21 protein-coding genes and 2 pseudogenes are annotated in these 17,311 nt (G+C 63.7%); 15 read left to right on the top strand and 8 right to left on the bottom strand.

What is annotated here, in order from left to right; genetic code table 11:
• The first annotated feature begins 23 nt into the window (after positions 1-23).
• Together D575_RS0110815 and tviB are read left to right on the top strand one after the other, a co-directional pair.
• Positions 24-1,175, top strand: a complete 1,152-nt coding sequence (locus D575_RS0110815) for a glycosyltransferase (RefSeq protein ID WP_196799825.1) — start codon at positions 24-26, stop codon at positions 1,173-1,175.
• A gap of 347 nt (positions 1,176-1,522) precedes the next feature.
• Positions 1,523-2,797, top strand: a complete 1,275-nt coding sequence (gene tviB / locus D575_RS0110810) for a Vi polysaccharide biosynthesis UDP-N-acetylglucosamine C-6 dehydrogenase TviB (RefSeq protein WP_018145929.1) — start codon at positions 1,523-1,525, stop codon at positions 2,795-2,797.
• A 240-nt stretch (positions 2,798-3,037) separates the two neighbouring features.
• Here the strand turns inward: tviB and D575_RS14575 are convergent, their stop codons facing one another.
• Complete coding sequence (locus tag D575_RS14575; protein WP_018145928.1) at positions 3,038-3,178, bottom strand: hypothetical protein; 141 nt, start codon at positions 3,176-3,178, stop codon at positions 3,038-3,040.
• A 459-nt stretch (positions 3,179-3,637) separates the two neighbouring features.
• On the opposite strand from D575_RS14575, the gene D575_RS0110795 reads away from it, so the two are divergent.
• Positions 3,638-4,411, top strand: a complete 774-nt coding sequence (locus D575_RS0110795) for a glycosyltransferase (RefSeq protein ID WP_018145926.1) — start codon at positions 3,638-3,640, stop codon at positions 4,409-4,411.
• A gap of 176 nt (positions 4,412-4,587) precedes the next feature.
• Entirely contained in the window at positions 4,588-5,532 is a 945-nt protein-coding gene (locus D575_RS0110790; protein ID WP_018145925.1) for an SDR family oxidoreductase, read from the top strand.
• Positions 5,533-5,638: 106 nt separating this feature from the next.
• Here D575_RS0110790 and D575_RS13675 read toward each other — a convergent pair.
• Positions 5,639-5,968: pseudogene (locus D575_RS13675) on the bottom strand (DUF86 domain-containing protein); the annotation flags it as partial.
• A 72-nt stretch (positions 5,969-6,040) separates the two neighbouring features.
• Here D575_RS13675 and D575_RS14690 point away from each other — a divergent pair.
• The 9 genes and pseudogenes from D575_RS14690 to D575_RS0110745 all read left to right on the top strand — a co-directional run.
• Positions 6,041-6,217, top strand: a pseudogene (locus tag D575_RS14690) (transposase); the annotation flags it as partial.
• An 85-nt stretch (positions 6,218-6,302) separates the two neighbouring features.
• The gene (locus D575_RS0110780) at positions 6,303-6,995 is read left to right on the top strand and encodes a transposase (RefSeq protein ID WP_196799823.1); all 693 of its coding nucleotides are present in this window, start codon (positions 6,303-6,305) and stop codon (positions 6,993-6,995) included.
• Positions 6,996-7,069: 74 nt separating this feature from the next.
• Entirely contained in the window at positions 7,070-7,345 is a 276-nt protein-coding gene (locus D575_RS0110775) for a type II toxin-antitoxin system Phd/YefM family antitoxin (RefSeq protein WP_018145922.1), read from the top strand.
• Positions 7,345-7,761 (top strand): PIN domain-containing protein, encoded by a 417-nt coding sequence (locus D575_RS0110770; protein ID WP_018145921.1) that lies wholly within the window; start codon positions 7,345-7,347, stop codon positions 7,759-7,761. Before D575_RS0110775 ends, D575_RS0110770 begins: the two co-directional genes overlap by 1 nt.
• A 113-nt stretch (positions 7,762-7,874) precedes the next feature.
• Positions 7,875-8,111, top strand: coding sequence for an antitoxin (locus D575_RS0110765; RefSeq protein ID WP_018145920.1), 237 nt, complete (start codon positions 7,875-7,877; stop codon positions 8,109-8,111).
• Between the two features lie 3 nt (positions 8,112-8,114).
• A complete protein-coding gene (locus D575_RS0110760; protein WP_026182130.1) occupies positions 8,115-8,522 on the top strand; it encodes a type II toxin-antitoxin system VapC family toxin in 408 nt (135 codons plus the stop codon).
• Between the two features lie 113 nt (positions 8,523-8,635).
• On the top strand, positions 8,636-9,796 hold the full coding sequence (locus tag D575_RS0110755; protein WP_018145918.1) for an ATP-binding protein: 1,161 nt from the start codon (positions 8,636-8,638) through the stop codon (positions 9,794-9,796).
• Between the two features lie 92 nt (positions 9,797-9,888).
• The gene (locus D575_RS0110750; RefSeq protein ID WP_026182129.1) at positions 9,889-10,656 is read left to right on the top strand and encodes a glycosyltransferase; all 768 of its coding nucleotides are present in this window, start codon (positions 9,889-9,891) and stop codon (positions 10,654-10,656) included.
• 191 nt (positions 10,657-10,847) lie between these two features.
• Positions 10,848-11,792, top strand: a complete 945-nt coding sequence (locus D575_RS0110745; RefSeq protein ID WP_018145916.1) for an NAD-dependent epimerase/dehydratase family protein — start codon at positions 10,848-10,850, stop codon at positions 11,790-11,792.
• A gap of 135 nt (positions 11,793-11,927) precedes the next feature.
• Here D575_RS0110745 and D575_RS0110740 read toward each other — a convergent pair whose 3' ends face one another.
• Positions 11,928-12,362: a type II toxin-antitoxin system VapC family toxin gene (locus D575_RS0110740; RefSeq protein WP_018145915.1), complete on the bottom strand. Its 435-nt coding sequence runs from the start codon at positions 12,360-12,362 to the stop codon at positions 11,928-11,930.
• Positions 12,362-12,598, bottom strand: coding sequence for a type II toxin-antitoxin system Phd/YefM family antitoxin (locus D575_RS0110735; RefSeq protein ID WP_018145914.1), 237 nt, complete (start codon positions 12,596-12,598; stop codon positions 12,362-12,364). Before D575_RS0110735 ends, D575_RS0110740 begins: the two co-directional genes overlap by 1 nt.
• A gap of 538 nt (positions 12,599-13,136) precedes the next feature.
• Between D575_RS0110735 and D575_RS0110725 the strand changes: the two genes are divergently transcribed.
• On the top strand, positions 13,137-13,688 hold the full coding sequence (locus D575_RS0110725) for a sugar transferase (protein ID WP_026182128.1): 552 nt from the start codon (positions 13,137-13,139) through the stop codon (positions 13,686-13,688).
• 428 nt (positions 13,689-14,116) lie between these two features.
• Here D575_RS0110725 and D575_RS0110715 read toward each other — a convergent pair whose 3' ends face one another.
• The 4 genes from D575_RS0110715 to D575_RS0110700 form a co-directional block, all read right to left on the bottom strand.
• Positions 14,117-14,527, bottom strand: coding sequence for a DUF86 domain-containing protein (locus D575_RS0110715; RefSeq protein WP_018145911.1), 411 nt, complete (start codon positions 14,525-14,527; stop codon positions 14,117-14,119).
• The gene (locus D575_RS0110710; RefSeq protein ID WP_026182127.1) at positions 14,512-14,910 is read right to left on the bottom strand and encodes a nucleotidyltransferase domain-containing protein; all 399 of its coding nucleotides are present in this window, start codon (positions 14,908-14,910) and stop codon (positions 14,512-14,514) included. Before D575_RS0110710 ends, D575_RS0110715 begins: the two co-directional genes overlap by 16 nt.
• Positions 14,911-15,544: 634 nt before the next feature.
• Positions 15,545-15,943 (bottom strand): type II toxin-antitoxin system VapC family toxin, encoded by a 399-nt coding sequence (locus tag D575_RS0110705; protein WP_018145909.1) that lies wholly within the window; start codon positions 15,941-15,943, stop codon positions 15,545-15,547.
• A complete protein-coding gene (locus tag D575_RS0110700; RefSeq protein WP_018145908.1) occupies positions 15,940-16,167 on the bottom strand; it encodes a hypothetical protein in 228 nt (75 codons plus the stop codon). The genes D575_RS0110705 and D575_RS0110700 overlap by 4 nt, the downstream gene beginning before the upstream one ends.
• A gap of 377 nt (positions 16,168-16,544) precedes the next feature.
• Between D575_RS0110700 and D575_RS0110695 the strand changes: the two genes are divergently transcribed.
• Positions 16,545-17,096 (top strand): sugar transferase, encoded by a 552-nt coding sequence (locus D575_RS0110695; RefSeq protein ID WP_081612129.1) that lies wholly within the window; start codon positions 16,545-16,547, stop codon positions 17,094-17,096.
• The last annotated feature ends 215 nt before the right edge of the window (positions 17,097-17,311 follow it).

Genomic DNA, 17,311 nt, shown 5'->3' with positions numbered 1-17,311 from the left:
GGGCGGCCAAAAGGTTAGTCGTGTTGACACTCCTCTCGATTTGGCGGGTGATCGCCCCAACGAAGGCGCGCAAGTACGTTGGCAGGAAGGGTGTGTATCTGTTCATGCCGATCAATGGCGTGGGGCTTGGGCACTTGAATCGGTGTCTCTCCGTTGCCTCGGCCTTGAAGAAGCAGGAGCCGGAAGCAGAGATCGTATTTCTGACGACGAGTATCGCTCTGCCCATCGTGCATCGGTTCGGATTTTCGTGTCACCACGTGACGCCCGCAGCGCTGGCGGGCGCAGACGTGGGTCCTTACGAATGGAACCGACTGTTTGCGAACACGATCGAGGAGGTGATGTCGATCTATCGTCCCGGCAAACTGATCTTTGACGGCAGCTACCCGTACACGGGATTGCAGAAGGTCATTGCGTCCTACAAGGGAAAAATGTCCTTCTGTTGGATCAAGCGTGGGTTGTACAAGAGTTCAGTGGATACCGACCGGCTCGCAGAGCAGCTACGGTTATTCGATAGTGTGGTCTCCCCTGGTGAGATATCTGGCACCGACAGGGCAGGACCTCAATCGGGTCGAGCTCTGGAGGACGGTCGTTTGCATGACGTCAATCCGATCTACCTGCTGGAGCCGGCAGAAATACTCACCCGATCAGAAGCGCGGGAAGCACTGGCGCTCGATCCCAAAAGAAAGGTTGCATTCGTGCAGCTCGGTGCTGGGAACATCAACGACATCGAGGATTTGCAGAAAACGGTGGTGGAGGTGTTGCAAGAGTCCGGGTTTGAGGTTGTCGTTGCCAAATCGCCAATCTCGCTTGGGGAGTCTTCGGGCGGAACGGGGGCAGACCGGGAGATTGTCGACTTTCCTACCAGCCGATTCATGAATGCCTTCGACCTCGCCGTGGTGGCCGGCGGGTATAACTCGGTTTGCGAGTCGGTTGTCTATGACGTACCCACGATTTTCGTGCCCAATTTGTCGACGGGCTCGGACGATCAGTTGAAACGCGTTGAATCCGTAGCGAAAGCCGGGCGCTTCGAGGTGATTGCCGAATTTGGCAGGGATAAGTTCTCGGGACTTGTCGAGCGTTTGACCGGTGAGGAGCTGAGGAAGCGGGAAGAACGGGAGGGGTTTCACTTCGAGAATGGTGCCAAAGAGGCGGCGCGGATCATCAGCAGTCGGTGAACGACGGCTGCGAAGCATTGTGTCGGGTCGGAGCCCATTTTCATTTATTCTGCGGGGTTTTCCGGCGCGACTGGGTGCTGGACACATGCTTACGGTCACGATAGGGGCTACGGTATGGACGGACTTCTAGCTGAGGGTCTTGTCGCTCTAGGGCGATGGGGTCTGGGACCCGCTTAACGGGACTGGGTAGACGGCGGCTGCAGTTGATGCTGCCTTTTCGGGCGGCCGCCGTCGCGCTGTCTATGAGAAGATAACTGGATTTGTGACCGAGCACGGACGCGGCCTGAGGCGTGTGCTTCCGATTCAGCTAGCAAAAAAATTGACATGGATGAGAGGAAGCGCAGGGGATGGACATGACGAAAGACCGCGTCGCAGTAATCGGCCTGGGTTACGTGGGGCTGCCGCTGGCGGTGGCCTTTGGGGCGAACCGGCCGGTGGTGGGGTTCGACGTGAATGCGGCTCGGGTGGCTGCGCTGCGCGCGGGGCATGACGACACCCTGGAGGTGACGGACGCGGAGCTCGCGGCGGCGGTGCAATTGAGGGTGACGGACGATACGGCGGCGCTGGGGGAGTGCAACGTGTTTATCGTTACCGTGCCTACGCCGATCGATAGCCACCGGCGACCGGACTTGGGTCCGCTGCTGACGGCCAGCCGCACGGTGGGGCAGGCGCTGTCGCGGGGGGATCTGGTGGTATACGAGTCCACCGTGTATCCCGGGGCGACGGAGGAGGACTGCGTGCCGGTGCTGGAGAAGGTCTCCGGGCTGCGCTTCAACGAGGACTTTTTTGTCGGCTACAGCCCAGAGCGCATCAATCCTGGGGATCGCGAGCATCGGCTGAGCTCCATCGTCAAGGTGACCGCCGGTTCCACGCCGGAGGCGGCGGAGCGCGTGGACGCGCTCTATCGCGAGGTGGTGACAGCGGGCACTCACAGGGCCAGCAGCATCCGCGTGGCGGAGGCGGCCAAGGTGATCGAGAATACCCAACGCGATGTGAACATTGCGCTGATCAACGAGTTGGCCGTGTTGTTCAATCGGTTGGGAATCGATACCGAGGAAGTGCTACAGGCCGCCGGGTCCAAGTGGAACTTTCTTCCGTTTCGGCCGGGGCTGGTGGGGGGGCACTGCATCGGGGTGGATCCGTATTATCTGACGCACAAGGCGCAGCAGGTCGGACATCATCCGGAGATCATCTTGGCCGGACGTCGTCTGAACGACGGCATGGGCGCGTATGTGGCCGGCGAGCTGCTCAAGGCGATGATGCACAAAGGCACGCGCGTGCAGGGCGGGCGCGTGCTGGTGATGGGGCTGACGTTCAAGGAGAACACCCCGGATCTGCGCAACAGTCGGGCGGTGGACGTGGTGCGGGAGCTGGAGAGCTACGGGCTGGCGGTGGATGCGTTTGACCCCTGGGTGAACCCGGCTGACGCCGAGCACGAGCTGGACGTGGCCCCCGTGGCGCAGCCGGAAGCCGGTGCCTACGACGCGATCGTGCTGGCGGTGGCCCACCGCGAGTTCCGCGACCTGGGCGAGCAGGGCATACGCGCGTTCGGCCGCGATCCGCATGTGCTGTACGATTTGAAGTACCTGCTTCCTCGAGGTGCAGCCGATGCGAGGCTCTAGTTGTCAGGTCTCCTTGGTCATATCTGCGTTTTAGGAACGAATCCTGGCGTTCATGCTGTCAGGCCTTGAGGGTTCCCACTGGGGTGCGGTGGCCCAGCCTTCCGGCCGATGTGATGGTTGTACAGACGCTGGTAGGCCCGATGCGCTTTGCCCAAGAGGTGGCCTGAGTCGAAGTCCTGGGTACCCAGCAGGTCGGCGGTGTCCGTTGAAGCGTTCGACCCTGCCGTTGGTCTGCGACCGCTAGGGACGGATCAGGCGGTGCTCGATCTCGTACTTGGCACACAGTGGCTCGAAGTCGTGATGCTCCGTTGGCTCGCGCTCTCCGGTCGCTGCAAAGCGGCTGGTGAACTCCCTGCCGTTGTCGGTCACGAGGTGGGTCACATGGAACGGGGCTTTCTGTAACAGCCTCTTCGGGGAAAGTGGTCGAATGACAGCGGACACGCCAGTTAAGCCACACTATCGGCAAGTGGAGGTGACGATGAGCAAACGGAGGCGAGCCCGGTACAGCGAGGGGTTCAAGGCCAACGCCCTTGCGATGGTGGAGAGCCGAGGGTGCGGCTGCACGGAGGTGGTGTGACGGCTCGGTATCAACCGGAGCATGTTAGGCCGGTGGCAACGTGTTCCTCTGCGTGGTGCTCAACCTGTTCAGCAATGTGAGGGGTGGGATGGTCGATGCATCACCTTCAGGGTCTGAAGTTTTCAGTCCTTATCTAGAACGCCCGCAGAAACGGGCTAGCGCGCGTCGCCTTGGCAGCAGAGGGAATGGGGCAGCCGTATTTTGAAAAGCACGGAACTGAATTGGTGAGCGACGAGAACGAGAGGGTCGCGGCGCGAATATCAGTGGTGACGCCGCTGTACAACGCGGCGGATCGGGTCGAGGAAGGCGTGCGTTCGGTGCAGGCACAGAGCCTGTTGGACTGGGAGCTGCTGGTGGTGGACGACGCTTCCACGGATGACTCGGTGGCTCGGGTGGAGGCGCTTGCGGCCGATGATACGCGGATTCGGGTGTTGCGCCTGGAACGCAATGCCGGGCCGGCGGTGGCGCGGAATGCGGGTATTCGCGAGGCGCGGGGGCGGTATATCGCGTTTCTGGACAGTGACGATGCCTGGGCGCCGGAGAAGCTGGCGCGGCAGGTGGCGCTGATGGAGCGCGGCGCGGTGTTCAGCTTTACGGCGATGGAGCGGTTCGATGAGCAGGGTAATCGGTTGGCTGTGGCCGGGGTGCCAGAGCGGGTCGGGTACGAGGAACTGCTGAAGACGAACTACATTGGCTGCTCCACGGCCATGTACGACACCCGGTTTTTCGGCAAGGTGGAGATGCCGCTGATCGATCGGCGACAAGACTATGGGCTTTGGCTTCGGCTGCTGAAACGGGTGGAGTTTGCGTACGGGCTGAATGAGCCGTTGGTGCGGTATACGGTTCGGTCGGGTTCGGTTTCTTCCAACAAGCTAACGACGGCGGGGTACACCTGGCGGGTGTATCGGGAGCTGGAGGGTTTGTCGCGGGTGCGGTCGGCGTATTGCCTGGCCCATCAGACGGGGCGTGCTGCTGTGCGAAACCATCTGCCGCGGGCGGCGCGGCGGCTGGGGTGGCTGCATCCGGTCGGTGGGTGATCTTGGGCGTGGGTGTGGTTAGGGGCGCTATGGCGCGGGGGCGGTTTCGTCTGGCGAGCTGAGAGCGTGACCAGGTGGCTTTCGGAGTTTGGCAGGGGCTTCGCGGGCGAGCCCGCGCCAACGGTGCCTTGTGTTTCGCATGAGGGGTGTGCGTTGACGGTGATGTGGGGGTGTTGATGGGCCGGGTGCTGGTGACGGGGGCGTCCGGTTTTGTCGGGAAGGGTCTGGTCGGTCGTCTCGCGGATGATGATTCGGGCTGGATGCCGGTGGCTGGAGTTCGGCGGTGTAGTGGCTTGTTTGGCGAGGAATGGGCGTTGGGGCCCCTGGAGACATTCAGAGCGGAGGTCGGCTTGCCCGGGGGCCTGGATGCGGTGGTGCACCTGGCAGCGCGGGCGCATGTGCTGGATGAGCCGGAGGCGGATCCGCTGGAGGCGTTCAGGCGGGTGAATGTGGAAGGGACATTGCGGTTGGCGCGGCAAGCGGCGGACTCTGGGGTCCGCCGCTTTTTGTTTGTGAGCTCGGTGGGGGTGAATGGGAACGCCTCGGAACGGCCGTTTACGGAGCGCGATGTGCCGGCGCCGCAGGAGCCATATGCGGTCTCCAAGTACGAAGCGGAACAGGGGCTTTGGAAACTGGCGGCGGAGACAGGAATGGAGGTGGTGGTGATCCGGCCGCCGTTGGTTTATGGCGCGGGGGCGCCAGGGAATTTCGGCAGCTTGCTGCGCTGGGTGCACAAGGGTGTGCCGTTGCCGCTGGGTGCGGTGACGCAGAATCGGCGCAGTCTGGTGGCGCTGGATAACCTGGTGGATTTGATTGTGACGTGTCTGGACCATCCGGCTGCGGCGGGGGAGACCTTCCTGGTGGCGGATGGGGAGGATGTGTCCACGGCCGGGTTGTTGCGCAAGGTGGGGGATGCGCTGGAGCGGCCGGCGCGGTTGGTGCCGGTGCCGGTGTCGGTATTGCGGGCCGGGGCGGCGGTGCTAGGCAAGCGGGAGATGGCGCGGCGGTTGTTGGGGTCGTTGCAGGTGGATGCTTCGAAGGCGCGGGAGGTGCTGGGGTGGGTGCCGCCGGTTTCGCTGGATGAGGGGTTGAGGCGGGCTGTTGGGCCGTTGCGGCGGTAGGGTTGGTGGTGTGTTCTGGCTTTGGCGGGGGCTTCGCCGCCGAGGCGGCTCCTACGGGGGGCTGCTCGTGCGCATCGATGGTTGCACCTGGTTGAAGGGTGACGCGTTAGAGGCGCTCGTTGACTGTGCGTGCAAAGGTCCGGAAGTCGTCGAGGTGGCGTGAGCACACGGCGTGAACGATCTCCCAGTTGATGCGCTCGTAGTTATGGACTGCGATGTTGCGAAAGCCGACGGCCTTCTTGAGCCGGTCGGCCAGGCTCGCTTCAATGATGCCGCCTTCCGCGAGACGGTCGAACGTCTCGCCCATGGTGTCCGGAGGGGGTAGTTCGAGCGCGGTCACGAGATGGGCTCCAATGTCGACACATTGTTGCACCGCACGGGACAGGTTCAGGGCGATGATGTCCTGTGTGTCCGGATCTTGCTGGAGTTGGTTGCACCAAAACGGGGACAGATTTATTTTCCGCTGCACGGATGCGGCGGTCGGGACGAGTGACCAGGGAGGGAAGGCATGCCAAGGATGGCGCGAGTGGGGGTGCCGCATGTGCCGCACCATGTGGTGCAGCGGGGACATAACCGGCAGGTGGTGTTTGCCGGGCCCGAGGATTATGAGCGGTACCTGGAGGATCTGCGGGAGCTAAGTAGTGCGCTGGAGATTCGGGTGTATGCGTACTGCCTGATGACCAACCATGTTCACCTGAGCAAAACGGGGACAGATTTATTTTCCGCTGCACGGATGCGGCGGTCGGGACGAGTGACCAGGGAGGGAAGGCATGCCAAGGATGGCGCGAGTGGTGTTGCCGCATATGCCGCACCATGTGGTGCAGCGGGGACATAACCGGCAGGTGGTGTTTGCCGGGGCCGAGGATTACGAGCGGTACCTGGAGGATCTGCGGGAGCTAAGTAGTGCGCTGGAGATTCGGGTGTATGCGTATTGCCTGATGACCAACCATGTTCACCTGTTGCTGGGGCCGGGCGAAGAGGTGGCCGCGATGGGCCGTCTGATGAAGGCGCTGGCGGCGCGTGCCACGCGGTATCGGAATCGGCTGGAGGGCCGCTCCGGTACGTTGTGGGAGGGGCGCTACAAGTCCAGCCCGGTGCAGACGGAGACTTATCTGCTCGCCTGCACGCGCTACATCGAGCTGAACCCGGTGCGGGCGCGCATGGTGCCAGCGGCCGGTGACTACGCCTGGTCCAGCTACCGCCAGCGCATGGGCGAGGAGGACTGCTGGATCGATCCGGATCCGGCGTACCTGGCCCTGGCAGACCACGAGGCCAAGCGGCGAGCTCGATACGCCCGGTTCGTGGAACGGGGCGTGCCGGAGCAGGAGCTGAAGCTGATGCGCGAGGCCCTCCAGCGCGGCCAGCTCACCGGCAACCCGCGCTTCGTGGACGAGGTGGAGCAGATCATCGGTGTACGCGTCGAGCGCCGCCGTCCCGGCCGCCCGTCATCACGCCGGGGGTGAGAAAATAAATGTGTCCCTGGTTTCTGTTGTATCCAGTGCTATTCTAGGTACTGAAATCCGTACTGGAGCGGCTGATGGAAACCGTTATCTCGGCGCAGGAAATCAAGCGACGTGGCATCAGTGCAGTCGATCAGGCGTTGAAAAAAGGGCCGGTGCACGTCATCCAGCGTAATCGACCACGCTACGTGATCTTGAGCGAAGAAGCCTTCCAGCAGTTGACGGCCGGTGTGGAGGCCCGCACGCGGCTGTGGAGCCGGCTGTTGGAAGAAGATTCGGCTGCCTCCACGCCGCGAAGTCGCTCGGAACTGGATCGTGAACTCCAAGCGGAGCGCGAAGGCTGGAATGATTGATGCTGGCGTTTCTCGACGCCAGTGCCGTCATCTACCTGCTGGAGGGTGACGCACTCACCCGGGAGGCCGTTCGTCAGGTACTCCGGGGGCTGGAGCGTGAAGCGGGCGAACCGCCTGTGCTGGTGGTCTCTGCCTTGAGTCGTCTGGAATGCCGGGTGCGGCCGCTACGGGACTCGAATGCTCGAGCGCTGGAACGGCTGGATGCGTTTTTCGAGGATCCAGGCCTGTCGGTCGTCGCGCTGGAGACGGCCGTCCTGGACAAGGCGACGGAACTGCGCGCCCATCACGGACTGCGCACGCCCGATGCCATCCAGGCGGCGAGCCTGCTCACGGTCGATCAAAAAGGGGCCTTCGTGACGGGGGATGGCGACTTCGAGAAGATCCCTGGCCTTCGTGTTGAGCGGATTCCACCCTGATGTAGCTGAACGGGAAAATAAATCTGTCCCCAATTTGCCCCAATTTGCCCGTTTGTCTCCTGTTCCCCGCGCGTATATGCTTATGGCATATCCTTTTCGAGGTGGGCCAAGCCATGAAACGACGCATCGCGAGCCTGTTCCGGAATGGTCGCAGCCAGGCCGTTCGGCTGCCGAAGGGTTTTACCTTTGATGCCGACGAGGTGGTGATCGAAAAGAGTGGCGACGCCTTGATCCTGCGCGCCAAACCCCGGTCCTGGGATGATTATTTTCGGGGTCCCGGCGAGACCCTTCCCGAAGACTTCCCCGATTCGATCGAGGATCACGTGGCGCAGGACCGCGAGGCATTGTGAGCCGTGCGCTACATGCTGGACACGAACATCTGCATCTACATCATGAAGCGCCGCCCACCCGAGGTGCATGAGCGGCTGCGTCATGTTCCGGTGGGCGATGTGGGGCTGTCCGCCGTGGTGGTGGCCGAACTGCGGTACGGGGTGCGGCGCTCGCATTACCGCGAACGCAGCGAGGCCGCACTGGAACGCTTTCTGGCGTTCACGAAGGTCCGCGACTGGCCGGAAGAAGCCGCCGAGCATTATGCCGACATCCGCGCGGAACTCGAACGCGCTGGCACGCCAATCGGCTCCAACGATCTGCTTATCGCGGCGCATGCCCGCGCCACCAACGCCGTCCTCGTTACCAACAATGGGCGGGAGTTCGATCGCGTGCCGGGATTGCAGGTGGAAAACTGGGTGTCGGCACACTGACGGGGAAGGAGCCGCTCATTCCGAAAAATGCATCTGTCCCCGTTCGTGGTCGTTTTTCTATGTAAAGTGTTATCCGAATTTACAATCTGCATAAATGGCGGTAGGGTGCGCGCATGATACCGCGCACTGCCGAAACACTGGTCCGGGAGCTGTTGAGCGGCTTTCCCATCGTCACGGTCACGGGGCCGCGCCAGTCCGGCAAGACGACGCTGGCACGCGCGGTCATGACGGACCGCCCGTATCGTTCCCTGGAAGATCCGGATGTGCGTGCGCTGGCGCTGGATGATCCGCGCGGGTTTCTGTCGCAGTGCCCCGATGGGGCGGTGCTGGACGAGGTTCAGCGGGCGCCCGAATTGTTCTCCTATCTGCAGACCTATGTGGACAGCGACGGTCGCATGGGTCGGTTTCTGCTCACGGGGTCGCAACAGTTCGGGTTGATGTCGGGGATTTCGCAGTCTCTGGCCGGGCGTTCGGCGTTTGTGGAGCTGCTGCCCTTGAGTCATGCCGAGTTGGTGGGGGCCGGGCAGGCACCATCGGCTCTGGATGCGATGATGTTTACCGGTGGTTACCCGGCATTGTATGACCGCCCGGTTTCTCCCCGTCAGTGGTTTCCGGCGTATGTGACGGCGTACGTGGAGCGGGATGTGCGCCAGTTGCTGCAGGTGCAGGATCTGGACGCCTTTCAGCGTTTCGTTCGACTGTGTGCCGGGCGCAGTGGTCAGGTTCTGAACCTCTCATCCCTTGCGGCCGATTGCGGTATTACCCACAACACGGCCAAGGCATGGATCTCGGTGCTGGAGGCCAGCTATGTGCTGTTTCTTCTGCGGCCGCATCACGCGAATTTCAACAAGCGGCTGATCAAGTCGCCGAAGCTGTATTTCCACGACACCGGGTTGTTGTGCTGGTTGCTTGGGGTTCAGACGCCGGAACAGCTTGTGGTGCATCCGTTGCGCGGGCAGGTGTTCGAGACGTACGTGATTTCGGAGTTGCGCAAGGCCTTTCTCAATCGCGGCGAGCCGCCGCTTTTCCACTTCTGGCGGGACAGCAATGGCAATGAGGTCGACCTGCTGATCGAGTGGGCGGGTGGCCTGGTGCCGGTGGAGATCAAGTCTGGGCAGACATTGAACCGGGATTTCTTCACCGGGCTGGAGCGCTGGACCGTGCTGGCCGGTGACATGGCCCGTTCTCCGACGTTGATTTACGGGGGCGAGGGCGAGCACCAGCGGAAGGATGTGCGGGTCCTGGGCTGGGAAAGGGTTGGCGAGGTTGTGTAGTGGATAAAGGTGGATATAGGGGGCTGTCCCCTTTTGTTCATGGACGGGAAATCGATATGTCCGATTCGGCCACGCCGCTGGTTTCTGTGGTGATGCCGTTGCACAACGCGGCGGATCGGGTTGAGGCGGGCGTGCGTTCGGTGCTGGGGCAGTCGCTGGCGGCCTGGGAGCTGCTGGTGGTGGACGATGCTTCCACCGATGACTCGGTGGTGCGGGTGGAAGCGCTGGCGGCGGGTGATGCGCGGGTTCGGGTGTTGCGTCTGGAGCGCAATGCCGGGCCGGCCGTAGCACGGAATGCGGGCATTCGGGAGGCGCGGGGGCGGTATATCGCGTTTCTGGATAGTGACGACGCCTGGGCGCCGGAGAAGCTGGCGCGGCAGGTCGCGTTGATGGAGCAGGGCGCGGTGTTCAGCTTTACGGCGATGGAGCGTTTCGACGAGCAGGGTAACCGGCTGGCTGTGGCGGGTGTACCGGAGCGAGTCGGGTACGAGGAACTGCTGAAGACGAACTACATCGGTTGCTCCACGGCCATGTACGACACCCGGTTTTTCGGCAAAGTGGAGATGCCGCTGATTGACCGTCGGCAGGATTACGGGTTGTGGCTGCGTCTGTTGAAGCAGGTGGAGTTTGCGTACGGGCTGAATGAGCCGTTGGCGCGGTATACGGTTCGGTCGGGGTCGGTTTCGTCCAACAAGCTGACGACGGCGGGATACACCTGGCGGGTGTATCGGGAGCTGGAGGGTCTGTCGCGGGTGCGGTCGGCGTATTGTCTGGCCCATCAGACGGGACGGGCTGCTGTGCGGAATCAGCTTCCGCGGGTGGCGCGGCGGTTGGGGTGGTTGCATCCGGTGGGTGGGTGATTGAGGCCGGGGTGTTGTTCAGGCGGCTATCGCCCAGGGGGCTGGGTTCCTACACCGTGCGGTTGCCCCGGATCTGTAGGAGCCGAGCCTCTCGGCGATGGGGCGTTGGACGGGGCCTGATCGCCCAGGGGCTGGGCTCCTACGGTGGGCGTTCCGGCGTTTGGTGGCAGCTTGCGGGGCTGGAGGAGTGAATGCGGCGTGTGTTGGTGACGGGAGCTTCGGGGTTTGTGGGCAGGGGCGTCATGGCGCGGTTGGCCGGGAACGGTTCGGGCTGGGTGCCGGTGGCTGGAGTTCGGGAGCGTCGTGGCCTGTTTGGAGAGGAATGGGCGTTGGGGCCCCTGGAGGCGTTCGGGGGGGAGGTCGGCTTGCCCGGGGGGCTGGAGGCGGTGGTGCACCTGGCGGCGCGGGCGCATGTGCTGGATGAGCCCGAGGCGGATCCGATGGAGGCGTTCAGGCGGGTGAATGTGGAAGGGACATTGCGATTGGCGCGACAAGCGGCGGACTCCGGGGTCCGCCGCTTTTTGTTTGTGAGTTCGGTGGGGGTGAACGGGAACGTGTCCCGGCGGCCGTTTACGGAGCGGGATGCGCCGGTGCCGCAGGAGCCGTATGCGGTTTCCAAGTACGAGGCAGAGGTGGGGCTTTGGGACCTAGCGGCAAAGTCAGGGATGGAGGTTGTGGTGATTCGGCCGCCGCTGGTGTACGGGCCAGGGGCGCCGGGGAACTTCGGCAGCCTGTTGCGGTGGGTGGACAAGGGTGTTCCGTTGCCGCTGGGTGCGGTCACAGAGAATCGGCGCAGTCTGGTGGCGCTGGATAATCTGGTGGATCTGATGGTGACGTGTCTGGAGCATCCTGCCGCGGCGGGGGAAACCTTCCTGGTGGCGGATGGGGAGGACGTGTCCACGGCCGGGTTGTTGCGCAAGGTGGGCGATGCGCTGGAGCGGCCGGCGCGGTTGGTGCCGGTGCCGGTTTGGATGTTGCGGGCCGGGGCGTCGGCGCTGGGCAAGGGGGAGATGGCGCGGCGGTTGCTGGGCTCGTTGCAGGTGGATGCTTCGAAGGCGCGGGAGGTGCTTGCGTGGACGCCGCCGGTTTCGCTGGATGAGGGGTTGCGGCGGGCGGTGGGGCCGTTGCGTCGTTAGGATTGGTGGTTTTCGGGCTTTGGCGGGGGCTTCGCGGCCAAGGCCGCTCCTACGGGGGGTAGCCTTGGGTGTAGGAGGCCAGCCCTCTGGCCGATGGGGCCTGTCCAACATCCAATCGGCCAGGGGGCTGGCCTCCTACAGGGGCGCGAGATCGGAGAATGTAGCGACGCCGAGGAATTCTGCTGATGCCAGGAGTGCCTGATCGAGGGTTAGTAAAGGGGCCTCGCACGCCTCGGCGCACGCCAGGTGCAGGGCGTCCAGCGTCCTCAGGCTTGTGCGGCGCGTGAGCAGCCAGTGCATGGCTCGGTCAAAGGTACTTGGGTCCAGCGAAACGAGGCGAAAACGCCCCTCACGAACGTCTTCGTGAAAGGCCGACTCGATCCGGTTGGCCTGGGGCTCGTCCAATTCGCCCATGTGGACCCACCGGGCCAGTGCCGAAGCAAACTCGACACGCACCAGCTCACTGATGACGGGCGGCTGGCGCTGCGCGAGCAAGAGCTGTTCGATGGTGTCACTGGCGGGTTCGCTGCGGTAAAACGGCAGGACTGCACTGGTGTCTGCGTAGAACATCAGTAGCGTTCGGTATCCCGCAGGGTGCGAACCGTATCGACGGACGCCTCCCGCATGGGCGGCACGCTCTGCCGCAAGTCTGCACGGGAACGAAACCCCGGGGGCTCCCCTGCGGGCCGCACGACGCGCGCGACGGGCCGCCCCCGGCGCAGGATGCAGACTTCCTCGCCTCGCTCCACCTCGTTGAGGATGCTGGAGAGCTGTTCTCGGGCGTCGCGGACGTTGAACTCTTTCATGTTGCTCCAGGATCCAATGTGTACACATAAGCTGTACACAAAATACGCTTCTAGGCAAGCCACGAGAAGCCGGCTCGCCGCGAAGTGCCTGCGCGCGTCGGTATACGGTCAGGAGGCTTCGCGGCCGGTTGGGCACATGCCGACGGGGATGAGGCTACCGTTGGGGGTGCCCATGGCGATCGCCGCGTCGCTCCTCGCGATGACGTGAGGGGGTCTGGAGCCGCCCGTCAAGGGGGAGAGGGTTGGTGGTTTTTGGGCTTTGGCGGGGGCTTCGCCGCCGAGGCGGCTCCTACGCGGGGTGGCATGTGGCTGCAGTGGCTCTGGGCCTGTCGGAGACGAGCCTCCCGGCGATGGGGGCTTTGGCGCGGGGGCTTCGCCGCCGAGGCGGCTCCTACGGGGGCATGGGACTATGCATCTACAGTGATTCTGGGCCGTGTAGGAGCCGAGCCCTCTCGGCGATTGGGGCGTTGGTTGAGCCCTTATCGCCCAGGGGCTGGGCTCCTACAGGTTGGTCAGGTTGGTATAGAGGGGAGGCGTTTTGATACGGGTTCTGGATGTAGTGTTGTCGGTTTTGGGGCTGGTGGTGGCGGCGCCGGTGTTGCTGGTGTTGTGGGTGCTGGGCTGGATGGAGTCGCGGTCGCCGGTGTTTCGGCAGGAGCGCGTGGGGCGCTATCAGCGGCCGTTTGTGCTGGTGAAATTTCGCACGATGCGGCCGGATACGGCGTCGGTGGCGACGCATCTGGCCGAGGTCTCTTCGATAACGCCACTGGGGCGCTTTCTGCGCAAGACGAAGCTGGATGAGCTGCCGCAGTTGTGGAATGTCCTGAAGGGCGAGATGAGCCTGGTGGGGCCGCGTCCCTGTCTGGTGAGTCAGGTGGAGTTGATCGCGGCGCGCGAGGCACGCGGGGTGTTTGCGGTGCGCCCCGGCATCACCGGGCTGGCGCAGGTGAACGGGATCGATATGTCGGACCCCGAGAGGCTGGCCGAGGTGGATGCGAAGATGATTGGGTCACTGACGCTGGCGGGCTATTTCCGGTATTTGGTTTTGACGGTGACGGGGAAGGGTTCCGGGGATCGGGTACGGGGTTAGGTTCCGTGGTGCTTTGGTGGTTTTCGGGCTTTGGCGGGGGCTTCGCGGCCGAGGCGGCTCCTACGGGGATCTGAGTCAGGCCATCATTCTGGAAACCGTGTTGCGGGTATCCGGGATCGGGGCGCTGAGGTGCGGCACGGTCGGCGCGTAATGCCGGCGCGGGAGACCCCGGCTCTCCGGTGCGCTGCGGACGGGATGACGAGGTGGGGCGGCGCTGCGGCCGGGATGGCGGGGGCGGTGGCGCTGCGGCCGGGTGATGGGATGGCCTTTGGGATAGCCCTTGGAGATCGCCGCGTCGCTTGGCTCCTCGCGTTGACGGGGTGGTTTGGGGCTTTTCCGGCTTTGGCGGGGGCTTCGCCGCCGAGGCGGCTCCTACGGGGGGCGGATCGTGCAAATCGATGGTTGTACCCGGTCGAAGGGGGGGCGCGTCAGAGGCGTTCGTTGACTGTGCGTGCAAAGGTCCGGAAGTCGTCGAGGTGGCGCGAGCACACGGCGTGGACGATCCCCCAGTTGATACGCTCGTAGTTGTGGACAGCGATGTTGCGAAACCCGACGGCCTTCTTGAGCCGGTCGGCCAGGCTCGCTTCAATGATGCCGCCTTCCGCGAGACGGTCGAATGTCTCGCCCATGGTGTCCGGAGGGGGTAGTTCGAGCGCGGTCACGAGATGGGCTCCAATGTCGACACATTGTTGCACCGCACGGGACAGGTTCAGGGCAATGATGTCCTGTGTGTCCGGGTCTTGCTGGAGTTCGTTGGGGGTGTCCGGGCAACGTTGCGCGACCCGCTGGACGCAATAGCGCAGCGTTTCGAGCTTTTGTTCGATTACCCGGCGATCCACGCTTGTCTCCGTTCGGCCAGAATGCGGTCGCGGTAGGGGGAAAAATCGGCCTGGTCGAGCAAGTGGCGTGTGAGGACGCGCGCGTGGGCCTCGTCTTGTCCGATCAGGCGGATGCCGCGTGTGACGATCTCGCCCAGTAAGGGTTCGCCGGCCTGGGTGAGGTCCACGAGGTCCACGGGACGCCCGGTGGTGGAGGCAATTTCTTCGATGAGCGCGATGCGCGTGGTGGCTGGAAGCGGCGCTCCCGCGCTGACGGCGAGGTCGACATCGCTATGTGGATGCATTTTTCCGCTCGCCAGGGACCCGAACAGAATGGCTAGCTCCAGCTCGTGATGGTGTCGCAACACTGCACGAATGCGATCGATTTCGGTGCGATGGCTCATGCATCCCAGTCTAGAGAGATGTCTTTGAATGTGCACGTTCGCATTCATGGGCGATTGGCGTCTCCTTAGTAGATGCGACACTGGGGCGGAGAGGATTTTGTTGTTGGCCGTTATCCCGGAAACTGCGGAGCGGTTATACGGGATCTTTGGCGTGGGTGGTGACTCTGCCGTTTGGTGTGGTCCCGACGTGGGAGATCCCGGCTCTTCGCTGCGCTACGGCCGGGATGACGGGGTGGGGCGGCGCTGCAGCCGGGATGACGGGGTGGGGCGGCGCTACGGCTAGGATGACGGTGTGGGGTGGTGCTGCGGCCGGGATGACGGCAAGGGGTTACCGCGGAGACGGCCTGCTCCGTCGCCCCGCAGGATTAACCTCCCGGGTCATCCCGGAAACGGCGAAGCCGTTATCCGGGATCTCCACCGTCCAGCGATAGCACAGTGGCTGTGGAATCCCATCCGTGCGCGATGCCGGCTCTTCGCTGCGCTGCGGCCGGGGTGACGTTGTAGTGGTGGCGCTGCGGCCGCCGATGATGGATCGGCTGCGGGGGTTGGCTTTGGAGATCGCTTCGTCGCTTTGCTCCTCGCGATGACGGGTTGTAGTGGGGTGTGGTCGGGATGGCCGGGAGGGGCTTGCGGGTCAGGTGAACCAGTCGGTGAGTGGGAGACTGGGGACCCGTTGGAACTCGGCCACGTTGTGGGTGACGAGGCTCGCGTTGTGGGCCAGGGCGGTGGCGGCGATCAGTGTGTCCATGGGGCCGATGGGTGTGCCCTGTTGCTCGAGGTGGGCGCGTATGCGGGCGGCATGGCTGGCGGTGGGTCGGTCAAACGGGAGGACGGTGACGACATCGAGTAGCTCGGCCAGCTGCTTTTGGCGTTTTTCGGGCTCGCTGGACTTGGCGATGCCGGTTTCGAGCTCGTACACCACAATGGCGGGAACGAGGACGTCGGAGGGTGCTGTGGCCAGCAGGTTTTCGGCGACCTTGCCCTGACCCTTGAAGAAATAGATCAGGGTGTTGGTGTCCAGGGCGTATTTCACAGCGCTTCGCGGGGGCTGTCCGGGGGCGTGTCGCGCAGTTCCTCGACCGTGGGGAAGTCATTCCATTGACCGGCCAGGGTGCGGACGGAGTGGGGCCACTCGGTTCGGGTGTTTTCTTCTACCAGCCGTGCGACGAAGCGGCTGACGGGGATGCCGGCCGATTGAGCTGCGCGCTTGAGGCGCTGTTCGTGGTCATTGTCGAGGTAGATGGTGATTTGGCCCATACGTTCCTCCTGCTAAGCATATAAGTGGGATTATATGTTCGAGTGTGTCGCCTGGCCAATCGTTCCGTGAATACGGGATGTACCGGGAATGCCCTTGCTGGGGCTTCGAGCACCCTAAGCTGCTGGCTTACGGTCCTGCTGTCATCCCGGCTCTTCGCTGCGCTGCGGCCGGGATGACGATTTGGGGCGGCGCTGCGGCCGGGATGACGGGGTGGTTGGTGGTTTTCTGGCTTTGGCGGGGGCTTCGCCGCCGAGGCGGCTCCTACGGGAGTGGCGTTTGGCATAGGTGGCCAGCCGCTGGCTGATGGGGTATGGGTTAGCGTGGTGATCGCCCAGGGAGCTGGGCGCCTACATGTAGGAATAGATGTGAGAGTGTTTTGATACGGGTTCTGGATGTGGTGTTGTCGGTGTTGGGGCTGGTGGTGGCGGCGCCGGTGTTGCTGGTGTTGTGGGTGCTGGGCTGGATGGAGTCGCGTTCGCCGTTGTTTCGGCAGGAGCGGGTGGGGCGCTATCAGCGACCTTTTGTGCTGGTGAAGTTCCGCACGATGCGACCGGATACGGCATCGGTGGCGACGCATCTGGCCGAGGCCTCGGCGGTGACGCCCCTGGGGCGCTTTCTGCGGAAGACAAAGCTGGATGAGCTGCCGCAGTTGTGGAATGTGCTGAAGGGCGAGATGAGCCTGGTGGGGCCGCGGCCGGGGCTGTTCAACCAGGAAGAGCTGCTGCAGGAGAGGGCGGCGCGCGGCGTGCTGGATGCGCGGCCGGGGATTACCGGGCTGGCACAGATTCGCGGGATCGATATGTCCACGCCGCGCGAGCTGGCCGAGGTGGACCGGCAGATGCTGGATGCCCTGACGGTCCGGGCGTACTTCCGGTATCTGGTGCTGACGGTGCTGGGGCGCGGATCGGGGGACCGGGTTCGGCCGTAGTTCGGTTTGCGGGTTTCCGCACTACCTCACAGCCAGGTCCCATGCGTCGTCATCCCGGAAACCGCGTGGCGGTTATCCGGGATCTCTGGCGTGGGTGGTTGTACTGGCGTTTGGTGTTGGTCCGGCGTGGGAGATCCCGGCTCTTCGCTGCGCTACGGCCGGGATGACGAGGTGGGGTGGTGCTGCGGCCGGGATGACGTTGTAGTGGTGGCGCT

The sequence above is a fragment of the Thioalkalivibrio sp. AKL6 genome (assembly GCF_000376905.1).
Classification (GTDB): Bacteria; Pseudomonadota; Gammaproteobacteria; order Ectothiorhodospirales; family Ectothiorhodospiraceae; genus Thioalkalivibrio; species Thioalkalivibrio versutus.
Note: the sequence above shows the minus strand (reverse complement) of the source record. Positions and strands in the feature narration are given on the sequence as shown.